Genomic DNA, 20,001 nt, shown 5'->3' on the forward strand with positions numbered 1-20,001 from the left:
TGGGCATGTGAGCGTTCATTGCACGATGACCACTTCTTCGGTATCGCTGCCGCCGTTGGACGACGTCACCCGAACCCTGGCCGGTGGAATCGGCGTGATCCCGGTGGACAGGGTTTTCACCGCGCCATCACCGCCCAGCGCACCGATGGTGGCGCCGGTGCCGGAGGTCGCGGTGAGTACCGGTGGCGAAGTTTCGTCACTGGTCGAAGCCTCCACAGTCAATTGCCCGGAACTGAGGCTGTACTCGGCGCGCTGGATCACCACCAGGTCGGTGAGGGTCATGGGCAGGGTGGTCGGTGAACTGGTGGCGATCGCCAGGTGGTTGTCGGCGGTCACTTGCAGCACGGTCGGCAAGGTCGGGTTGATCGCCGATTGCGCGTACCAGCTGCCGGTGCTGTCGGCTTCTGTCATGTTCACCACGGGTGTGCTGCTGGTGATGGCGGCGGTACCGGGCGCTGGCGGCGCCTGGACGAACACGTCTTGCTGGGCCACCGGCGCACTGTCGCCGGGTTTGCGCGAGTAGGTGCTGCGCTGCGCAATCAGCGGGGTTGGCCGCACCACCGTCGACAACTTGCCGGATACGGCGAAGGTCGTGGTGCGCAGGTCAATGCCCCCCGGGCCTTCGATCCGCACGTAGTTGGTGTTGAACGGGCTGCCGGTCACCGCTTCGTTGAGGTTCGGGTCGCCGACAAACTGCTCGGCCGCACCGGTCAATGGGTTGGTCTCGGTGTAAGGCCCGTTGACGCTGCGCAGGAATGGACCGATGTCACCCTTGAGCGCGCCGTCGTAGGTTTGCGGGGTGCCGATGCCGATGTCGCGAGTCATGTTGATCGCGCGGCGACCGGGGGTGTCGACGGTGAACACATCGACGCCGTAGGGGTGGGTGATGACGTAGGTGCCGGCGGTGGGCACGTCGACCCGGATGCGGATCCGCGCGAAGCTGATCTGGTCGCCTTCCGCAGGGTCGCCGCCCCCGAACGCGGCCTCGACGGCGCTGACGTAAGTCAGGTCGATGCCGCGTGCCGCATCGACGATGGAAGTATCGCCGGTGAACCAGAATGCTTCATCGGGGAAGTTGGTGGGGAATACGAGCGGTTGCGTGTCATCGAACACGCCGGGGGTCGGCAACAGCGAGCACATGTACGACGGGGCGCCCGGTGTGCTTGGCACGCGGGAGCTGAGCGCTTTGGACAGGCACAGATCCAGGGTGCGACCGTGGGTGTCCTGATACCAGCTGGCGAAACCGCCATTGGCCGGTGTGTAGGGACCCGGGTCGACGGCGAACAGAGCGGCCTGGGCAATGCCCTGGGCCAAGGCGCTTACGACCAGGACGGTCGCGGTTTTGGACAGTAAAGGGTGCATGAGTTAATCCCTCTATCAAAGTACCTGCCCCTTGGGGATGGGTCAGTTGCAGAGGGCTTTACAACTTCCATACCAACGACGCGCCAACTGGCGGCAAAGGCCCGTGGCGCAAGGGTTCGCGGCTTGACGTGGGGGATAGGGACGCCCGCCCGGACAGGGCGACTTTCCCCAGCATTGGGGATTGTGGGGAGGGCGCTGGTTATCCGGGGGCTTGTGGGGACCCGCATCCGGGCAAACACCCAACCGTGGGCTATAACCCTATAGGGACGTATCGGGAAGTCGCCGCCATGAACATGCAGTCAACATCGCTACCGGTCGAGCAGGGCAGCCAGCGGCTGAGCTCGCCCAAACAGTCGTTCAACCTGTTGCGCTGGTTTTCACTGATCAGCATGGCGGTGATCGGCACTGTGGCCGTAGCGCTGGGGGCGGTGTCGACACGGTTCGTGATCGAGGAAAGCGTGCAGCGCGATGCCTTGCTGACCGCGCAGTTCATTCAGGCCATCGCCTCGGCCGAAGTGCGCCACGTCTCGATCCCCAATATCCGCACCATGGGGGAGCTGCTTGACCCTCGTCAGGACAACGACTTTCCCGATGTGAACCCGCAAGCCAGGGCCAGCGCGCGGGGCGAATTTCTTGATCACATCGAACATTTGCCGGATGTGATCCTTGCCAACGTTTATGCGCCGGATCGAACCGTGATCTGGTCGACCAATCCCGCACTGGTCAACACCCGCATTCATGCCGACGAAGACCTCGACCGGGCGTTCGATCAAAGGATTCCGGTGTCGGCCAGCTATCACGATGTAGACAAGGCCCGTGAAGAGCAGAAATTCGTGGTGCCGCCGGAATACATCTTCATCGAAAACTACATCCCGCTGTTCGACGCCGAGGGCAAGAACGTCACGGCGATGGTCGAGATCTATAAAGAGCCCAAAGACCTGATCGCCCGCATGGAGCGCGGGTTGGCGCTGATCTGGCTGGCCACCGCGCTGGGCGGTGGACTGATTTATCTGGGGCTGTACTGGATCGTGCGCCGGGCGGCAATCCTGCTGGCAGCCCAGCAAAAACAACTGATCGCCAACGAAACGTTTGTCGCCCTGGGTGAGATGTCTTCGGCGGTGGCTCACAGCCTGCGCAACCCGCTGGCGACCATCCGTTCCAGTGCCGAGCTGGCGCTGGAGTTCGATGCGGGACCTGCGCAGAAAAACATCAAGGACATCATCGGCCAGGTCGATCGCATGTCGAAGTGGGTGCGCGAGCTGCTGCAATCGTTGCGACCGCTCAATGACGACCCGGAACCGGTGAACCTGGTGGCGGCGCTGCACGACAGCCTGATGGCGTTCGAGCAGCAGATCGCCAAGGCCGGCGTGCACGTGGTGTTTCATCCCCAGCAGACGCCGATGGTGCTGAGTCAGCCGGTGCAGCTCGCACAGATCCTCAACAGCCTGCTGGCGAACGCGCTGGAAGCGATGGACAAGGGCGGCACGCTGACTATCACCCTCGAACCGGGCGACAGCCGTGGCGTGATCGTCATGCTCAGCGACACCGGCAAGGGCATGAACGAAGAACAGCGCAGCATGGCGTTCCGGCCGTTCTTCACCACCAAACAGGGCGGCCTTGGCGTTGGGCTGGTGCTGGTCAAACGGATCATGGAGCGCTTCGGCGGCGGTGTGAGTCTGGACAGCCGCGAAGGCGAAGGCACCACCGTTCGTCTGGCGTTTCAGCTCATTCAGTAAGTTGGGGTGAACTTTCCCCCAGCAGTGGGTGTCAGGCCCCGGTCACCGGGGAGTGGGGAATGTAACAGCGCGCGCAAGCCACTGTTACAACTGGAAAAGATTTTTTGGCGAGGTAATTGCAAAACATCATCACCCCTTCCTTAGATGAGGCGGTTGGTGATGGACAGAACAACGCGTGACCCCAAAAAGCTATTCCTGTTGACGCCACTGAGCGTCGTTCTGATGTTGACCCTCGGCAATATGTCCGGGGTTCGAGCGAGTCCGATCGACGACGAAAACCAGCCGGAAGCGTCCGACCCGTCGGCGTACTACGACGAGCCGGCCGATGAACCGGCGGCACTCAACGCCATCCTGACGATGCCCGAGGCCAACGAAGACTCCTTCGATCTGCCCGACGGGGTCAAAGGCACGCGCAACACGACGCGCACGGAAAACATCCTGCCGCCCGCCGTCCAGACCAGTTTCAATTACCCCACCAACGGCAAGCCGAGCCCGCTGTACGGTGCCCAGCCGTTCACTCAGCAACTGGTGCTGTTCGAAGAATTCGGACCGGAAAAACTCGACCCCACCACACCGGCAGCGCCCTTGAGTTTCCCGTCAGCGGCCATCGGCCCGGCACCGGCGCAGGACCCGAACAACATCGCCCGCAGTGCGCCTCCCGGCACCGCGCTGGACGCGTTTTTGCGTCAGCCGGGGCTCACGCCATTCCCGAGCCAGTTTGCCAACGTGGTTGACCGCAACCCGTGGCAGGCGCAGATCGAACTGTTCCTCAACCGTCATATCGGCTCTTCTGCCGAAGGCCGGCCACCGGGAAAAGGCTGGGCCCACCAGCGCTGGAACGAGTTCTACCCGCAAGTCGCCTACAAGACCGTGCAGACCGGTGCGCGGCTGAACGGCGGCCTGCGTGACAGTCGGCAAATGCACGGTTATGCGGTTGGCGAGTTCGGCCCCGGTGGTCTGTACCATAACGTCGCGGGGGTGCCTGCGACCGATGGCACGGCCAAGGGTGTCGATGCGCGCTTCCATCCGGCGATGCCGGTGCAGGACCACAATTCGGTGTGGACCTTTGACGGCACGCTGCCACCGAAACTGTTGATGGTGCGCTACGGCCAACCGGTGCTGATGCGTCACTACAACGGCTTGCCGATCGACCCTTCCGCCAACCGCGGTTTCGGTCTGCACACCATCACCACCCACGAGCATAACGGCCACGCGCCGGCGGAAAGCGATGGTTATGCCAACGCGTTCTTCTTTCCCGGCCAGTACTACGACTATCGCTGGCCGATCCAGCTCGCCGGTTACGACAGCATCAACACCAAGGCTGAAGACCCACGCGCGGCATTCCCGTGCGCGCCGGGGGAAACCCTGTGGGTCAACGACGTGCAGCCTGCGAAAAAGACCTGCGACCACGGCACCATCAAGATTCGTGGCGACTGGCGCGAAACCATGAGCACCCACTGGTTCCACGACCACATGCTCGATTTCACCGCGCAGAACGTCTACAAGGGCAACGCGGCGATGATGAACTACTACAGCGCCCTGGATCGCGGCAACGAATCGGTGAACGACGGCGTCAACCTGCGTTTCCCCAGCGGTAGCGCGTTGCCGTGGGGCAACCGCGACTACGACGTCAACCTGGTGTTCGCCGACAAGGCCTGGGATCAGCAAGGTCAGTTGTGGTTCAACCCGTTCAACACCGATGGCTTCATCGGCGACCAGGTGCTGGTCAACTGGCAATGGAAACCGACCCTCGATGTGAGGGCGCGCAGCTATCGCTTCCGCATCCTCAACGGTTCGGTATCGCGCTACTTCAAGTTCGCGCTGGTGCGTGAAGTCAAAGGCAACGGCGGCGAATTCCCGGGGCCGAAAAACGCCGGTGTGTCGTACAGCCGTGTGCCGTTCCACATGATCGCCAACGACGGCAACATCATGGAACACAGCGTGCCGTTCGACGGGTCGATGGACCTCGATGCCGACGGCGACAAACAGAACCACAATGCGATTCTGCCGACCCAGGGCATCGCCGAGCGGTTCGACATCATCGTCAACTTCGCGAAAAACGGCATCAAGCCGGGTGACAAGCTGTTCTTCGTCAACCTGCAGGCCCAGGACGACGGCAAAGGTCCGAAAGAAGTGATCCCGCTGGCCGACGTGCTCTCGGAGAAATACCTGCCGGTGATCAAGCAGACCAGCAAGGGGCCGCAGTGGGACAGGGGTGACCCGGTGGTGGGCAAAGTCCTGCAACTCAACGTCAAGGCCTACACCGGTCAGGACCTGGCCATGGACCCGGCGGCCTACGAGCCGGCCAAACCGGGCAAGGCCGAAGGCATGGTAATGATTCCGCTGAAGATCCACCGCGACAACGCTGCCGACAAGGCCTTGCTCGCCAGGGCACTGCACCGGACCTTCATCTTCGGTCGCGCCGACGGCACCGACGAAGCGCCGTGGACGATCAAGACCGATGGCGGTTTCGGCTTTCACATGGACCCGCGCCGGTTGAATGCCTCGACCAAACTGGCCAGCGGCCCGACCGACGCCGGGGTCAGCGGTATCGGCACCCTGGAGGTGTGGAGTATCAAGGCCGGCGGCAAGGGCTGGAGCCATCCGGTGCACGTGCACTTCGAGGAAGGCATCATCCTCAGCCGTGGCGGCAAGGCTCCGCCTGAGTGGGAAAAATGGGCCCGCAAGGACGTCTACCGGATCGGTTCGGAAGCCGACGGGCTGGATAACGTCGAGATGGCGATCAACTTCCGCGAGTTTGCCGGGACCTACATGGAGCACTGTCACAACACCCAGCATGAGGACAACTCGATGCTGCTGCGCTGGGACCTGGAAAAACCCGGGCAACTGCAGTTGATGCCGACGCCGCTGCCGAGCTGGGATGGCGTGCGCTACGTCAACTCCGCCGCGCTGCCGACCTTCCGCACCGGCGACGGCTTCGGCCCGCAAGTGACCGTGAAACCATGAGCAGGGAGGGAGCCGACATGACCCAGCCAACGCCGCGCTCCCGCGCCCTGGGCATGCACCTGATTCTGGTGCTGGTCACCTGCCTGCTTGGCAGTCAGGTGCTCATCGCCCATCAGGCGCAGCCCGACGGCGCCAGTGAATCCGCCACCCCGTGGGGTGGCGACTATTTCCCCAACACCCTGCTGACCGATCAGGACGGTCGGCAGGTGCGTTTTTTCGATGACCTGATCAAAGACAAAGTGGTGGTGATCAACTTCATCTTCACCTCGTGCAGCGACTCCTGCCCGCTGGAAACCGCGCGCCTGCGCCAGGTGCAGAAGCTGCTGGGGGACCGGGTCGGCAAAGACATTTTCTTCTACTCGATCACCATCGATCCGCTGAGCGACACCCCCCAAGTGCTCAAGGCTTATTCGCAACGCTTCAAGGTCGCTCCTGGCTGGAAATTCCTCACGGGTGAATTCGAAGACGTCACTGAGCTGCGCAAGAAGCTCGGGCTGTTCATCGAAGGCGTCGACAACGGCCGCACCAAGGATCACAACCTGAGCCTGATTGTCGGCAACCAGAGCACCGGGCGCTGGATGAAAGCCTCGCCGTTCGAGAACCCGTGGATCCTCGCCGATCAGCTCGCCAATACCTTGCAGAACTGGAAACAGGCCAGCACTGAAGAAAGCTATGCCGACGCCCCGCAGATCCGTCCGCCGAGCAATGGCGAAGAACTGTTCCGCACCCGTTGCGCTTCGTGTCACAGCCTCGGCCCGCAGGACGGCGAGGGCATCGGCATGCGCAACATCGGCCCGGACCTGATCGGCGTGACCCGCCAGCGTGACCCGGCCTGGCTCAATCGCTGGATCCGCGAACCGGATCGCGTGCTGGCGGAGAAAGACCCGATCGCACTGCAACTGTTCGAGCAATACGAGCGCATCCCGATGCCGAATCTGCGTCTGGACGAGGCTTCGGCGCAGTCGATCATCGACTTTCTGAGTGCCGAAACCGAGCGTCAGCATCCGTCCGTGCAACCCTTGGCCGACGGGGCGTTGACGCCAGTAAAACCGGGCTCTGCCAGCGAAGCGGTGAGTCGTATGCAGTAGCGGCTAAATAGCATCATTGAACCGTATGCCACGGTCATTGCCACCTACACTCATTCGAGAAGGCGGCTGTAACGGGCTCGACACAAAAACGCCAGGGCATTCCCATGCAGCGACTGGAAGAACAAAAAACAGCAGCGCCGAACGTGGCGTTGGCAGCCATCAAGAGTTGGGGCAGACAGTTCAACCTGCTGCGCTGGTTCTCGCTGGCCAGTTTTTTCATCATCGCGGCCGTGGCGCTGGGGCTGGGTTATATCTCCACGCGCTTCGTGGTTACCGAAAGCGTGGAGCGCGATGCACTGCTCACCGCGCAGTTCGTGCAGGCCATCGGCGATGCGGAAATGCGCCACGCCAACATCACGCCGCAACGGACCATGGGCGAAATGCTCGACCCGCGCCAGGATCAGAATTACCCCGACGTCGATCAATTGGCCCATGCCGCGGCCCGCGCGGAGTTTCTCGATCATGTCGAACACTTGCCCGACGTGTTGCTGGCCACGGTGTATGCCCTGGACCGCACGGTCATCTGGTCGACCAACCCCGAGCTGATCAACGTCAAGTTTGAAGACGACGACGAACTGGATGAGTCGTTCGAGATGAAAGTCCCGGTGTCTTCCAGCTATCACAAGATCGACGATGAAAAACCCGAGCAGCGGCTGTCGCGGGAACCGAAATACCTGTTCATCGAAAACTACATTCCGATGTTCAACGCCGACAAAAGCAAAGTGGTCGCCATGGTGGAAATCTACAAGGAACCGGCGGATCTGGTGGACCGCATCGATCGAGGGTTCGCTTCGATCTGGGCCGCGACCCTCCTCGGCGGCGCGGTGATTTACCTGGGGCTGTTCTGGATCGTGCGGCGCGCCTCGACCCTGCTGCAGAGCCAGCAACGGCAACTGATCAGTAACGAAACCTTTGTCGCCCTGGGCGAGATGTCCTCGGCGGTGGCCCACAGTTTGCGCAATCCGCTGGCGACCATTCGCTCCAGCGCCGAACTGGCCCAGGAAGTCGCCAGCCCCGGTGCGCAGCGCAATATCGGCGACATCATCAGCCAGGTCGACCGCATGTCGCGCTGGGTGCGCGAGCTGTTGGTGTCGTTGCGTCCGATGAGTGACGACGGCGAGGCGGTGGAACTGCTGGCGGCGGTCGAGGACACCCTGGGGGCGTTTGACGCGTTGATCCGGCGCAATGGCGTCGAAGTGCGATTCACGCCACAAGATTGCCCGCCGGTCATCAGCCAAAAGGTGCTGCTGACGCAAATTCTCAATAGCCTGTTTGCCAACGCCCTGGAAGCGATGCCCAAGGGGGGCGTACTGAGTGTCGAGATTGAAACACCGCACACCGGTCATGTGCGCATGACCCTGAGCGACACCGGCAGAGGCATGAGCGCGCAGCAGCAACAACTGGTGTTCAAACCGTTTTTCACCACCAAACAGGGCGGCCTCGGGGTCGGCCTGGCGCTGGTCAAAAGAATCATGGAGCGGTTTCAGGGTTCGGTCGTGCTGACCAGCCGGGAGCAGGAAGGAACCCGCGTCAGTCTCAACTTTAGAGTGGCATCGGGAGGGGAATATGGAACACAGCATTCTGCTGGTCGAGGATGACGAACTGCTGGCCGAGAATATTCAGACCTACCTGGAGCGCAAAGACTTCGAGGTGACGGTCTGCCACTCGGCCGAGGACGCGCTGACGCAGCTGGAAAGTTTCATGCCGGACATCGTCCTGACCGACAACTCGCTGCCGGGCATGAGCGGTCACGATCTGATCCAGAAGCTGCGCATCAGCGCGCCGGAACTGAAAGTGATCATGATGACCGGTTACGGCAACGTCGAAGACGCGGTGGTCGCCATGAAGGAGGGCGCCTTTCATTACGTCACCAAACCGGTCGCGCTGCCGGAACTCAAACTGCTGCTGGACAAGGCCCTGGCCACCGAACGGATGGAGCGCACGCTGTCGTTCTACCAGGAGCGCGAAGCTCAGAAATCCGGCGTGCAGGCGCTGATCGGCGAGTCGTCGCCGATGCAGTACCTGAAAAACACCATCGGCCAGTTGCTCGACGCCGAGCGGCGCATGGCCAACACCGACCTGCCGCCGGTACTGGTGGAAGGCGAAACCGGAACCGGCAAGGAACTGGTAGCCCGCGCGCTGCACTTCGACGGTCCGCGCAGCAAAGGCCCGTTCGTTGAATTCAACTGTGCGTCGATTCCGTCCAACCTGGTGGAGTCAGAACTGTTCGGCCACGAGAAAGGCGCATTCACCGACGCCAAGGATCGCCGGGTCGGACTGGTGGAAGCGGCGGACGGCGGCACCTTGTTCCTTGACGAGATCGGCGAAATGGACCTGCTGTTGCAGGCCAAGCTGCTCAAACTGCTCGAGGATCGGACCATCCGCCGGGTCGGCTCGGTGAAGGAGCGCAAGGTCAACCTGCGGGTGATCAGCGCCACCAATTGCAACCTTGAGCAGATGGTCCAGCAGGGCAAGTTTCGCCGTGATCTGTTTTTCCGTTTGCGGATCATCTCGATCAAGGTGCCGCGTCTGTATGCCCGTGGCGAAGACATCCTGCTGCTGGCCCGGCACTTCCTCGCCAGCCACGGCAAGCGCTACGGCAAACCGAACCTGCACTTCAGCGATCAGGCCGAGCAACTGCTGCTCAGTTACACCTGGCCGGGCAATGTGCGCGAATTGCGCAACATGCTCGAACAGACCGTGTTGCTGGCGCCGAACGACACCATCGCCGCGCATCAACTGAATGTCTGCATGAGTCTGTGCGATGACCTGCCACCGCAGCATCAGCACGAAGTGCAGCATTTCGAACCACGTCCGGCGAGCAACACCGAGTCGATGAACCTGCCGGAAGTCGAACGCGACATGGTGCGCAAGATGCTCGACAAGACCGACTGGAACGTCACCAAATCGGCGCGCCTGTTGGGCCTGAGCCGCGACATGCTGCGCTACCGCATCGAAAAACTCGGCCTGGCCCGTCCGGACAAGCGTCAGTGGTAAACGGCGTTGCTGCGTGGATTCGGCGGGCTCAGGCATTCGAGCACGCACGTCGGGTCCAGCACTTCGTCGTTGACGTAAATACCGCGCTCGGCATCGTAGGTGCGGATGAACACCCGCACCGTCGCATCGGCCACTGTGGGCAGTTGCGAGTCATGGAACACGTGACGATCCGGGATGACGATGAAATCCTGCGGCGGCGTGTCATCGAACGGCCGGGGTGGCTGAGCGGACAGCGACGGCGGAGTGGGGTGGGCGAAAGGCTGGTCGGAACCGTAGTAATTGAAGTTGCTGTCCAGCGCCTGAGCCTGGGTGGCGGCGAGTAGACAAACGGACAGCAGCAATCGACTGAACATTCCCATGGCAGCACCTGTGGAAGCGGATTTCCCCAAGGCTATTAACTATAGCTGTCCGTGATGCAGGCGTTGGTGCAAGTGTTGTCGGCTTACAAGTTCGCAACAACCTGTAGCGCGAGGCTGAACTAGACTCGGGCCGCTCGATTGTGAGCATCGCCCGGAGTGCGCCATGGAAGTGCCAAACAATAAAAATGCCGTCGAGAGCAATCGTCAGGCGTGGAATGATTCCGCCCGTCATCATCAGGATTCGCCCGACTGGCAGGCCTTGCTGACCGAAGTCACGCAGGCTGACTTTTCCTGCCTCGACGACACCCTTCGCGGCTTGCTCGAGCAGGTCGGTGTCGATGGCAAAGACGTCGTTCAGCTGTGTTGCAACAACGGCCGCGAGAGCCTGTCACTGTTCGCCCTCGGCGCACGGAGCGTGGTCGGTATCGATCAGTCGAGCGCGTTTCTCGAACAGGCCCGCGAACTGAACAAGCGTTCGCCGCACAATGCCGAATTCATCGAAGCCGATATTCATCATTTGCCTGAAGCGCTGCGCGCCCGTTTCGACGTCGCGCTGATCACCATCGGCGTCTTTGGCTGGATGCCCGACATCGGCGAATTCTTCCGCCACGTCGCCTCGACCCTCAAGCCGGGCGGACGGCTGGTGATCTACGAAACCCACCCATTCCTGGAAATGGTCGACCCCGAGGCCGAAGACCCGTTTCGCCTCGCCACCTCGTATTTCCGCGAAGAACCTTTCGTGCTGGAAAAACCGATCGTCTACGTCGGCAAGGTCGAACAGCCGGCGGCGAAGTCCTACTGGTTCGTGCACAGCCTCGGCGAGATCTTTACCGCTGCCATCGAGGCCGGCCTGAACATCACGCACTTCAAGGAATACCCGCACTCGAACCGGGAAGACGTGTATGACCAGTACCAGAACCGCGAGGCGCAGATGCCGATGTGTTTTACGTGGGTGGGGGTGAAGCGCTGAGTAGCGCAGCTTTCAGGACGTGGAGTGATTCAGCACATGTCCCGGTTGCGCGCACAGATCGATGCCAAGGGCATGAATGACTTTAAGTACCGTGTCGAAGCGAGGCTTGGCTCCTGGTGCGAAAGCCTTGTACAGACTTTCGCGCCCCATGCCCGAATCCTTCGCAACCTGCGTCATGCCCCGCGCCTTGACGACATAACCGATCGCACGAAGAAACTCCTCGTTGTCTCCGTCGGCCAACACTTGGGATAGGTATTCACTGATGGCTTCATCACTTTCCAGCAGAGCTGCCATATCAAAAGCTGTCAAAGTCTGGCTCATGGTTAAACCTCCTTTGCCATGTTTTTTGCACGTCTGATATCCGCGCTTTGTGAGGATTTGTCGCCACCGGCCAGCAAAACGATAACTACACCGTTACGCATCGTGAAGTAGACCCGATACCCGGCGCCGACATCAACGCGCATTTCCGACACACCATCACCTACGGGTTTAATGTCGCCTAGATTACCTGCTGATGCACGTTCTATGCGACGGGCAATAGCAACCTTGGCACGGAGATCTCGAATAGAGGTATGCCAGTTCACGAACACGGATGTTTGTTGCACGAAATAGTTCATAGCTCGACTGTATCCATTTGGATACGGTAGAGCAGTCAGCCGGTTCTGGTATCGGCCTTGGATGTGTCGTTTCCATGTGTAGGCAAGTAGTCTTAGATTATGTAGGAGCTAGCGTCTCCGATAGCTCCCACAGTGCTGCGGTGAACCTTTAAGCCTGCGCAGCCGCCGTCACCACCGGCCGTCCCGGTTTGCGCAGCGGGTCCAGGCGTGAGCCGGCGTAGCGGGTTTCGCGGAAGAACCGCCATTTGCCGAACAGGCAATAGACGTGGGTGACGCGGCCCTGTTCGTGGTAGCCCATGCGGATGTGCAGTTTCAGCGCCGGGATATTGTGGGTTTCGCAGACATCCACCACTTTGTGGCAGCCCTGAGCGGCCATGGCTTCCCAGAGGGCGACCTGGACGTCCACTGACAGGCTGCTGCCGAAGTAGGCGCGGGTCATTTCGCCGCCGAATTCGAAGAACTCGCCGGGTTTGACCGGGAAGGTGCAGCTGTAATAGTGGCGGTCGTGGTAGTCGCGAATGCTGCCCCAGATGAACGCCACCGCATGGCCGTCGGCGTCCAGGTACATGTGCCCGGTGTGGCCCTCGTTGGCCAGTTCGGCCATGGTCTGCACGCGGTCACCGAAGTGTTTGGCGAACGCGCCGGCATTCTCGGCGGTGATGTCGACTTTGCGCAGGCCGTCGTAGGGGCGCAGCTTGTGCGGCGGTACCGGGCTGACCAGGTCGCGCTCCATCCACAACAGTTCCCAATGGAAGAACACGTAGCGTTTCCACAACGTGCCGAAGGTGCGGCTCAGGCCTTTTTGCTTGATACGTTCGCGCAGCTTTTGAATGACGCTCATGATGCCCTCCGTGGCCGAAGCCCGGGTGTTGTGGATGTCGCTTTTGTGGGTATAGATCAAGCCTTGCCAGTTCATGTCAAAGCGCCAGCTTTGAATTTATTGCAAGTTATGTAACCGTTCAGAGTGCCGCGGCACCGCGTAGGAAATCCCTGTTCAAGTCGGCATAGGAAACCCGTGGAACGCCCGCCAGCCGCTGCTCTAGCACAAGGCTCAGAGACTCTCCGGGTTGCAAATAGGCATCACCGAAGTCCGCCCCGAGCTGGTTTGGATGGGCGACTATTTCCAGCACACCGTCGGTCGGCGCGAGCGCGTTGCGCAGGTCCACCGGTGTGCAGACGTAATCCGCCGTAACCCCGGCCAGACCTTGCAACCGACGGTTGAGCAAACCCTTGAACACGCGTTTGGGCAGGCTGAGGTTTTGCCCCAGGTTGCGCGCCAGGCGCACCGGCACCCCTTGATGGGCGGCGAAGCGCGCGACGATCTCGCCGATCGGCCAGATGTTGTGCACGTGCTGATGTGAATCGAGGTGGCTGGGACGCACCCCGTGATCGACGCAGCGCTGCCACTGCGCCTGCAATTCTTCCTGCACCGCCTCGCGATCTTCCCGGCTCAGCCACAGGCTGTGGCGAGGCAGGTTGAGGTCGAACACGCCGTGGCTGTCGCAGAAAGTGCGACGTTCGAGAATCGCCCGGCTCAAGGGGCGGCCGTAGGTCAGGTTGAAGTGCAGGCCGATCCGGCCTTCCAGCAGCGGCAGCCGGGCCAAGGCGCAGGCCGCTTCGAACGCCGGCATGTTGGCCATGGCGGTGGCGGAACTGATGACCCCGGCCTGGAATGCACCGAGAATCACCGCGTTTTCGTTCGGGCTCAGGCCGAAATCGTCAGCGTTGACTATGACTTGGCGAGGCATGTTCGCCCTCCTTGGTCGGGTTGATCACAGCTGTCGCAATGGCCGCCGCTTTGGCCGCCGCACGCTTCGCCCGCCATTGTTGCAGCGCAGGCTTGAGCCGGTGCCAGACGCGCAGCCCCAGCCCGAGCAACAGACCGCTCGGGCGCCACGAATAGAAGCTCCAGCGCCAGTGTTCCAGTTGCCCGGTCATGCGTTCGTGCAGTTGATGGCTGGAGTTTTCCAGGCTGACCCGCGAGGCATCGATCCAGCGCCAATTGTCGTCCAGCCCCCAGCGTATCCATTCCTCCAGCAACACCCGGCCGCTGCCCAGATCGGCGTATTGCGGCAGGAAGGCGAGGTTGTAGTCGTAGAGCCGGCCCTGTTCGAACAGGCCGAGCCGATAGCTGATGCAACGTCCGTCCAACTCCAGCATCACCACGCGGACCCGATCCGAAGCGGCGAGGGCGGTGAAGGCGTTTTCCATGCAGCGGCGGCTGCGCTCGCTGGCAAAGATTCCGACGCCTTCGTCGCCTTTCCAACTGACCGCTTCGACTTCGCTGATGGCCTGCAGCAACGGGCCCATGCTGGTCGCGTCAGGAATGATCCGCCGGACTTCGGCGCCGCACGCGGCAATCCGTTTGCGCGCCCGGCGCAGCTTATAGCGCGGGTCGCCGGAGACTTCCTGGCGATCGGCGTCGCTGATCAGGTGCACCGGCACCCGGCAGCTCAAGCGACGTTCGCCGGTGGAGCTGTGGGCCATCCATTCGGTGAGCAGGCTTTCGTCGCCGACCGGGTCGGCGATTTCGTTGAGTTGCAACAGGGCGTGGGGCACTCGCTGGCGAATCAGGCGCAAGGCCTGGCGCATGTCTTCGACGTTCAGCCGAGATAACAACGCCAGACGATCGGCCAGCGGATAACCCAGGTGGTGCACCACCCGAAACGGCAAACCGAAAAACCGTTCATGGCTCGCCACCAGCGGCAGGCACAAGCGCAATTCGTCCGCTTCCCAGCCCAGCAATACATGCAGCCGCTCGTGCGCGTCGAGCGCCTGCTCTGCCGCACGCAGCCAGTCGAGGCTGTTGAACGGCGTGTGATCCGTCACCCGCAGGCGCAGCGCTTCATGAGCCGCCGCCGGGAAGTCAGGTGCGCACAACGAGGTGCGCCATTCGAATTGCGCCATAGGCTCAGGTCGCCGTTGCTGTGACAGGTGGACGGGAAGGTTTGCGCAGCGCGTCCAGACGCGATCCGCTGTAGCGGGTTTCGCGATAGAAGCGCCAGCGACCGAACAACTCATACACATTCATGATCCGGCCCTGTTCGATATAGCCCATGCGCAGGTGCAGTTTGAGCGCCGGAATGTTGTGGAACTCGCAGACGTCCACAACCTTTTCGCAGCCCTGGGCGGCCATGGCTTTCCACAGTTGCAGTTGCAGGTCCACCGACAGTTCGGTGCCCCAATACGAGCGGGCCAGTTCGCCGCCGAACTCGAAGAATTCACCGGGTTTCACCGGGAACAGGCAGCCGTAATAGTGGCGGTCGAAATAGTCCCGGGCGGTGCCCCAGATGAAGGCCACCGCATGGCCCTGATCGTCCAGATGCATGTGCCCGGTGTGATGTTCCCGGGCCAGTTCAGCCATGGTGCCGACGCGGTCGCCGAAGTGGCGGGCGAAGGCGCTGACGTTGTCCGGGGTGATTTTCACCACCCGCAGCGGCGGGTAGGGCTTGAGGCTGTGGGGCGGCACCGGACTGACCAGATCGCGCTCCATCCACAGCAGTTCCTGATGAGAAAAGACGTAGTGCTTCCACACCTTGGCCATGGTGGCCCGCAGGCCTTTGCGTTTGATGTGATCGCTGACTTTTTGCAGAACATTCATGGTCGTTGCTCCTGATGGCGAGTCATCGCGCGGCCAGGGGCCAGCGCGGCCGGACATCAACAGGGCGGTCATGAGGCGCTCCAGCTCAGGGCAAACAGGGTCTGCCCGGGCAGCTCGAAGCGCACGCGACCGTCCTGACAGCGAAAAGGTGCGTCGCGACTGCGGTTGTCGGCGCCGAAATAACGCAGCGCGCCGTTGTTCAACGGGCATTTCGCACCCGCCAGATCGACACGCTGCAAACGCGTGCCTTTGTTCACGCCGAGCAGTCCGCGCTGATCGTCGCTAGACATCGCCAGCACATCGACCTCGAACGCGTCGTTCTCCAGCCACAGCACGTTGTGCAGCCAGTGCTGCTGAATGAACTGCTGGGCCAGGCCCACCGGTTTCAATTCGAAGCGGTCCTCGTCCAGCACCCGCAACATGCCTTTGGGGTATTGCGGCTCATCGGCGGCCTGGAACCAGTTGAGCATGGTCAGCAAACCGTCCTGAGAGGCGTTGATCACCACCGAGGCCCACCACAGCGAGGTGAAATGGGTTTCCTGATCGTAGGGGCTCAGGCTTGAGCCGCTGGACAGATTGGTCTGGTCCAGCAACAAGGCCTTGCGCGGCTGACCCTTGGCGTCGAGGCCGACCAGATCCGCCGCCCGGCGCACGCTGTCGCGGTAGACGCGGGTGGCGAGCAGGTCGCGAATCATCCACTCGTGCCAGGCCAGCGCATCGACCTGATCGGCGGACTCACTCAGCAGGCGCCGCGCCCAGTCGATGCCACGCTTGTTCGCCGCGTTGTCAGCGAACGGCCCGTTGACCAATCGCGAACTGGCCGGCATCGCAATACGCACACCGGCCTGGGCATTGGCCGGATCGCTGCGCACTTGCCGGGCCATGCTGGTGAAGATCGAACGGTATTGCTCGTAACTCGAATAATTCAGGTTGGGCTCGTCGGCGAACCCGATGTAGTGGGTGCCTTTACCGCCCAGCGCACGGGTGCCGGCGAGCCAGGCGTCGAGGCCGCTGTTGCTTTGCACGTCGGCGCGCAGATCGGCCTGACGTTGGCTGCCGGCGAGCAAGGTGATGTCCTGACGAATGCCGAAACGATCCTGATAGACCTGGCGAAACGCATCTTCGAAGTGCGGATTTTTCGCCGTCACGTCGACAAAACTGTAGTAACTGGCGGCTGTCGGTTTCAGCGCATCGAGCAGCGGATGACTGGCCGGCGGCGGCATCACGTAGGGCAGGGCGATGCCCAGATCCGGGGTGCGGCCGAGGACTTTGTCGTGCAGGGTCAGGCGCGTCTGGCCGTCGTCTTCGCGCAGCGGTTTGAGCTGTTGCGGGGTCTGTGCAAACAGATTGGCCGTGCCATCGAGCCAGAACGCCGCTTTGCCACTGCCTTGCAGACGCAGGCGCCAGACCTGTTCGCGTTCGCTGACCGGCAACGCCACCTGATCAAACTGCCAATAGGCGCGATAGGGTTTGAGTGCCAACGACAGCTGTTGTCCATCGCCGATTCGCTGCGCTTGCAGGCCGCTGACACCGCCGTGGAACTTGCCCGCCAATATCGCGTGCTCACCCGCAGCGACCTTGAAATACAGTTCATCGCCGTTACGGGTTTGCGCACTGAAATGCACCTTGGCCGGGGCGAACAGCGCCACGGTGTTTTCGTCGTGTTCGACCCGGTATATGCGGAAGCTGTAGCCGGGGATTTCCAGCTGATGACTCGCGGCGCCCGGCGCCAATGGCCAGCTCTGACTGCCACGGGTTTCGCTGGCTTTTATGAAGCGGTCGCCCTGCAATTGGCCCCGGCCGTCGAGCAGGTAAATGTGCTCTTCGTTGGCCTGCGCCTGCCACGCCGGCGCCCAGCGCACGGTTACCGTATCGGGGCGATCGGCTTGCAGGTACAGGCTGCCGTCGCGAATGTCGCCCCAGCGCATCGACGCCGCGAAGGCGTCCAGCGACAGGCCGAGACCGAACAGCAGGGCCAGGCCTTTCATGCCGATTTCCGCTGTAAAAAGCGACGCTGCAACATCAGCCACATCGGCGTGAGGTCGTTGGGCAGAATGATCAGGGTTTGCCAGAACGCCACGCCGCTCAACCGGCAGTACAACACCAGCATCGCCACGGTCACCGCCAGATAGGCAATCGACGAAGCCGCTGCCGCGCCGACGATGCCGTAGGCCGGAATCAGCAAAAGATTCAGCGCAAGGTTGAGCAGTGCGCCGATCCCCATCATCAACGACACCGTGCCGGGGCGATTCTTGCCGATCAGGTCCAGGCGCAGGATGCTTGCGTAACACAGGCCCAGCAGTCCCGGCAGCAACGCCAGCAGCGCCGGATACGCCGGTTGGTAGGCGACGCCGAACAGGGTGACGATCAGCCATTCGCCGATCACGGCCATGGTCAGGCAGGCACCGAGCATCACCGTAGCGGTCAGGCGCAGGGCCAGCGGGGTGACCTTGTCCATGCCTTCGTCCTGTTGCAGCAGGCGTTTCATCAGCGGCGTGGTTACCGCTTCCGGGACGATCAGCAGCAACTCGGCGGCGGCGCTGGCCATCGCGTAATGCCCGAGGGCGGTGCTGCCGAGCAGGGCGCCGATGAACAGGTAATCGGAACGCAGGATCACCTGCTGGAACAGCAGATCGGGATGGCTGCGCGCACTGAAGCGCAGCAGTTCGTTCTGGCTGGCGCGGTCCCATTGCAGCTGCAACGGCTGCGCGCGTTTGAGCCACAGCCAGCCGACCAGTACCACCAGACTGATGCCGGCCAGCCAACTGATCAGCGCCGCTTCAAGCGCCGCTTCTTTCCACATCCAGAACAGGGCGAGAAACAGCAGCAGCGGCGTCAACGATTCCACCAGGCGCAAGGCATTGAACGCGACCACCCCGCCGGACGCATTGTGCAAGGTCAGCAAGCCGCTTTTGAGTACGGTCAACGGCACCGCCAACAGCAACAGCCACGCCAGCAGACCGAGTTGCATGGTCACGTCCAGTTCGCTGCCGAACTCGCGCACCAGCGCCACCACCAGCAAGGTCAACAAACCCGCGAGCAAGCAACCGAACACCAGCACCTGAGCCAGCAGCAACCCCATCGGCCGTTGCTTGGCCGCCTGATAACCGACCGCCGAATTAAGACCGCCGCTGGTGGCCGCGCTGATCAGATCGGGCAGGGTGCTGAGCAGGGCGAACAGGCCCCGTTCGCTGGGGCCGAGGATCCGCGCCAGCAGCACATTCCTCAGCAGACGCAGGCCGATCATCGCCAGTTTGGTGCCCATGCTCAGCGCCAGGTGCTTGAGGTAATTGCCTCGACTCATGGCCGCGCCCCGCGATAGATCCGCCACGACAGCAGTTCCGGATTGCGCGCGGTGCGCTGGCTGACGCCGAAGCGCGGCAGGTTCAGCGGATCACTGTTGCCACGATAAATGCCGCTGCCGGTGCCGAGCGCGAACGGGTAATCGTGACTGGCAATCTGTTCGCGAACCCGTGCGTCGTTGTCACCGTTGGGGTAGCAATACACCGGCAATGGCCGGTTGCAGCCATTGAGCAGGGCATCGCGGCTGCGACTGATTTCTTCGCCCAGGCGCACATCGTCAAGGCCGGTGAGGATGGCGTGACTGGCGCCGTGGGGGCCGAAACGCACCAGGCCTGAAGACTCCATCAAACGCACCTGATGCCAGTCCAGCGCCTGGGGTTGCGACTCTTGCGGGCACTGGTCGGTCAGGTGTTCGAGCATCATCGGGTCAAGTGCCTTAAGCCCTTGCAGGTAATGCAACAGAGTCAGACTGCGCCGATCCACGTCGATGTCGTCCAGCAGTACTGGCAACGGCTGGCCGATCGATCGCAGGCATTCGATCAGGTGCGTGCGGGCTTTTTCGCCATGGCTGCCCCACAGGGTTTCGCCGATGCTTTCCCACCAGAAACGCTGTCGGCTGCCGATGAAATCGGTGGAGAGAAAAATGCTCGCCGGCACCTGATGTTTCTGTAGCAGCGCGAAGGCGTTGGCGGCGTTGTCGCGCCAGCCGTCGTCGAAGGTCAGCGCCACTTGCGGACGCTCGGTGCGCAAGGCGTTGGGCTGCAGGATCTCCATCAGCGGCACGCAATCGAAATGCCTGCGCAGCCACACCAGCAAATGTTCGAAGGCCTTGGGCCCGACGCACAGTTCGTTGCGGTGCGGCAGGTCGGCGGCGCGGTCGTTGGACAGCACCCGGTGCAACATCAGGATCACGCCGGCGCCGTGCAACTGGTTTCGTCCCACGGACGAGTTGAGATAGAGCCAGCCGCTGGTGCGTTTAATCAGTTGTTTGATCGCCATGG

Annotated in this window: 17 protein-coding genes; 6 read left to right on the plus strand and 11 right to left on the minus strand. The window is 62.0% G+C overall.

The features are described 5' to 3' along the window. Positions 1 to 15: 15 nt before the first annotated feature. On the minus strand, positions 16 to 1,362 hold the full coding sequence (locus tag AC1MDC_RS25335) for a hypothetical protein (RefSeq protein ID WP_480393900.1): 1,347 nt from the start codon (positions 1,360 to 1,362) through the stop codon (positions 16 to 18). Between the two features lie 287 nt (positions 1,363 to 1,649). Here AC1MDC_RS25335 and AC1MDC_RS25340 point away from each other — a divergent pair, with 287 nt between their 5' ends. The 5 genes from AC1MDC_RS25340 to AC1MDC_RS25360 all read left to right on the plus strand — a co-directional run bounded on the left by AC1MDC_RS25340 (position 1,650) and on the right by AC1MDC_RS25360 (position 10,150). Continuing rightward, positions 1,650 to 3,098 (plus strand): sensor histidine kinase, encoded by a 1,449-nt coding sequence (locus AC1MDC_RS25340; protein WP_085698602.1) that lies wholly within the window; start codon positions 1,650 to 1,652, stop codon positions 3,096 to 3,098. A 159-nt stretch (positions 3,099 to 3,257) separates the two neighbouring features. Then, complete coding sequence (locus tag AC1MDC_RS25345) at positions 3,258 to 6,065, plus strand: multicopper oxidase domain-containing protein (protein WP_480393901.1); 2,808 nt, start codon at positions 3,258 to 3,260, stop codon at positions 6,063 to 6,065. Positions 6,066 to 6,082: 17 nt separating this feature from the next. After that, positions 6,083 to 7,153 carry an SCO family protein gene (locus AC1MDC_RS25350; protein WP_480393902.1) on the plus strand — a complete coding sequence of 357 codons (1,071 nt, stop codon included), beginning with the start codon at positions 6,083 to 6,085 and terminating at the stop codon, positions 7,151 to 7,153. A 104-nt stretch (positions 7,154 to 7,257) separates the two neighbouring features. Then, the gene (locus AC1MDC_RS25355; protein ID WP_085698605.1) at positions 7,258 to 8,751 is read left to right on the plus strand and encodes a sensor histidine kinase; all 1,494 of its coding nucleotides are present in this window, start codon (positions 7,258 to 7,260) and stop codon (positions 8,749 to 8,751) included. After that, positions 8,720 to 10,150: a sigma-54-dependent transcriptional regulator gene (locus AC1MDC_RS25360; protein WP_085698606.1), complete on the plus strand. Its 1,431-nt coding sequence runs from the start codon at positions 8,720 to 8,722 to the stop codon at positions 10,148 to 10,150. The genes AC1MDC_RS25355 and AC1MDC_RS25360 overlap by 32 nt, the downstream gene beginning before the upstream one ends. Here the strand turns inward: AC1MDC_RS25360 and AC1MDC_RS25365 are convergent. Beyond that, positions 10,141 to 10,509, minus strand: a complete 369-nt coding sequence (locus AC1MDC_RS25365; protein WP_480393903.1) for a hypothetical protein — start codon at positions 10,507 to 10,509, stop codon at positions 10,141 to 10,143. The two genes, AC1MDC_RS25360 and AC1MDC_RS25365, sit on opposite strands and share 10 nt — an antisense overlap. 163 nt (positions 10,510 to 10,672) lie before the next feature. On the opposite strand from AC1MDC_RS25365, the gene AC1MDC_RS25370 reads away from it, so the two are divergent. Further along, entirely contained in the window at positions 10,673 to 11,479 is an 807-nt protein-coding gene (locus AC1MDC_RS25370; protein WP_480393904.1) for a class I SAM-dependent methyltransferase, read from the plus strand. 12 nt (positions 11,480 to 11,491) lie between these two features. Here AC1MDC_RS25370 and AC1MDC_RS25375 read toward each other — a convergent pair whose 3' ends face one another. From AC1MDC_RS25375 to AC1MDC_RS25415, 9 genes are all read right to left on the minus strand, one after another. Further along, positions 11,492 to 11,800 (minus strand): addiction module antidote protein, encoded by a 309-nt coding sequence (locus AC1MDC_RS25375; RefSeq protein ID WP_480393905.1) that lies wholly within the window; start codon positions 11,798 to 11,800, stop codon positions 11,492 to 11,494. 2 nt (positions 11,801 to 11,802) lie between these two features. Beyond that, a complete protein-coding gene (locus tag AC1MDC_RS25380) occupies positions 11,803 to 12,096 on the minus strand; it encodes a type II toxin-antitoxin system RelE/ParE family toxin (protein ID WP_480393906.1) in 294 nt (97 codons plus the stop codon). A 148-nt stretch (positions 12,097 to 12,244) separates the two neighbouring features. Continuing rightward, entirely contained in the window at positions 12,245 to 12,937 is a 693-nt protein-coding gene (locus tag AC1MDC_RS25385) for an N-acetyltransferase family protein (protein ID WP_480393927.1), read from the minus strand. 118 nt (positions 12,938 to 13,055) lie between these two features. Further along, entirely contained in the window at positions 13,056 to 13,844 is a 789-nt protein-coding gene (locus tag AC1MDC_RS25390) for a ChbG/HpnK family deacetylase (protein WP_085698609.1), read from the minus strand. Further along, positions 13,816 to 15,003, minus strand: coding sequence for a GNAT family N-acetyltransferase (locus tag AC1MDC_RS25395; RefSeq protein ID WP_480393907.1), 1,188 nt, complete (start codon positions 15,001 to 15,003; stop codon positions 13,816 to 13,818). Before AC1MDC_RS25395 ends, AC1MDC_RS25390 begins: the two co-directional genes overlap by 29 nt. Positions 15,004 to 15,007: 4 nt before the next feature. Then, complete coding sequence (locus AC1MDC_RS25400) at positions 15,008 to 15,697, minus strand: N-acetyltransferase (protein ID WP_480393908.1); 690 nt, start codon at positions 15,695 to 15,697, stop codon at positions 15,008 to 15,010. A gap of 68 nt (positions 15,698 to 15,765) precedes the next feature. Beyond that, entirely contained in the window at positions 15,766 to 17,685 is a 1,920-nt protein-coding gene (locus AC1MDC_RS25405; protein WP_480393909.1) for a hypothetical protein, read from the minus strand. Beyond that, positions 17,682 to 19,001, minus strand: a complete 1,320-nt coding sequence (locus AC1MDC_RS25410) for a lipopolysaccharide biosynthesis protein (protein ID WP_480393910.1) — start codon at positions 18,999 to 19,001, stop codon at positions 17,682 to 17,684. The genes AC1MDC_RS25405 and AC1MDC_RS25410 overlap by 4 nt, the downstream gene beginning before the upstream one ends. Next, positions 18,998 to 19,999, minus strand: a complete 1,002-nt coding sequence (locus AC1MDC_RS25415; RefSeq protein WP_085704875.1) for a polysaccharide deacetylase family protein — start codon at positions 19,997 to 19,999, stop codon at positions 18,998 to 19,000. Before AC1MDC_RS25415 ends, AC1MDC_RS25410 begins: the two co-directional genes overlap by 4 nt. Between the last annotated feature and the right edge of the window lie 2 nt (positions 20,000 to 20,001).

The sequence above is a fragment of the Pseudomonas sp. 1 genome (assembly GCF_056626735.1).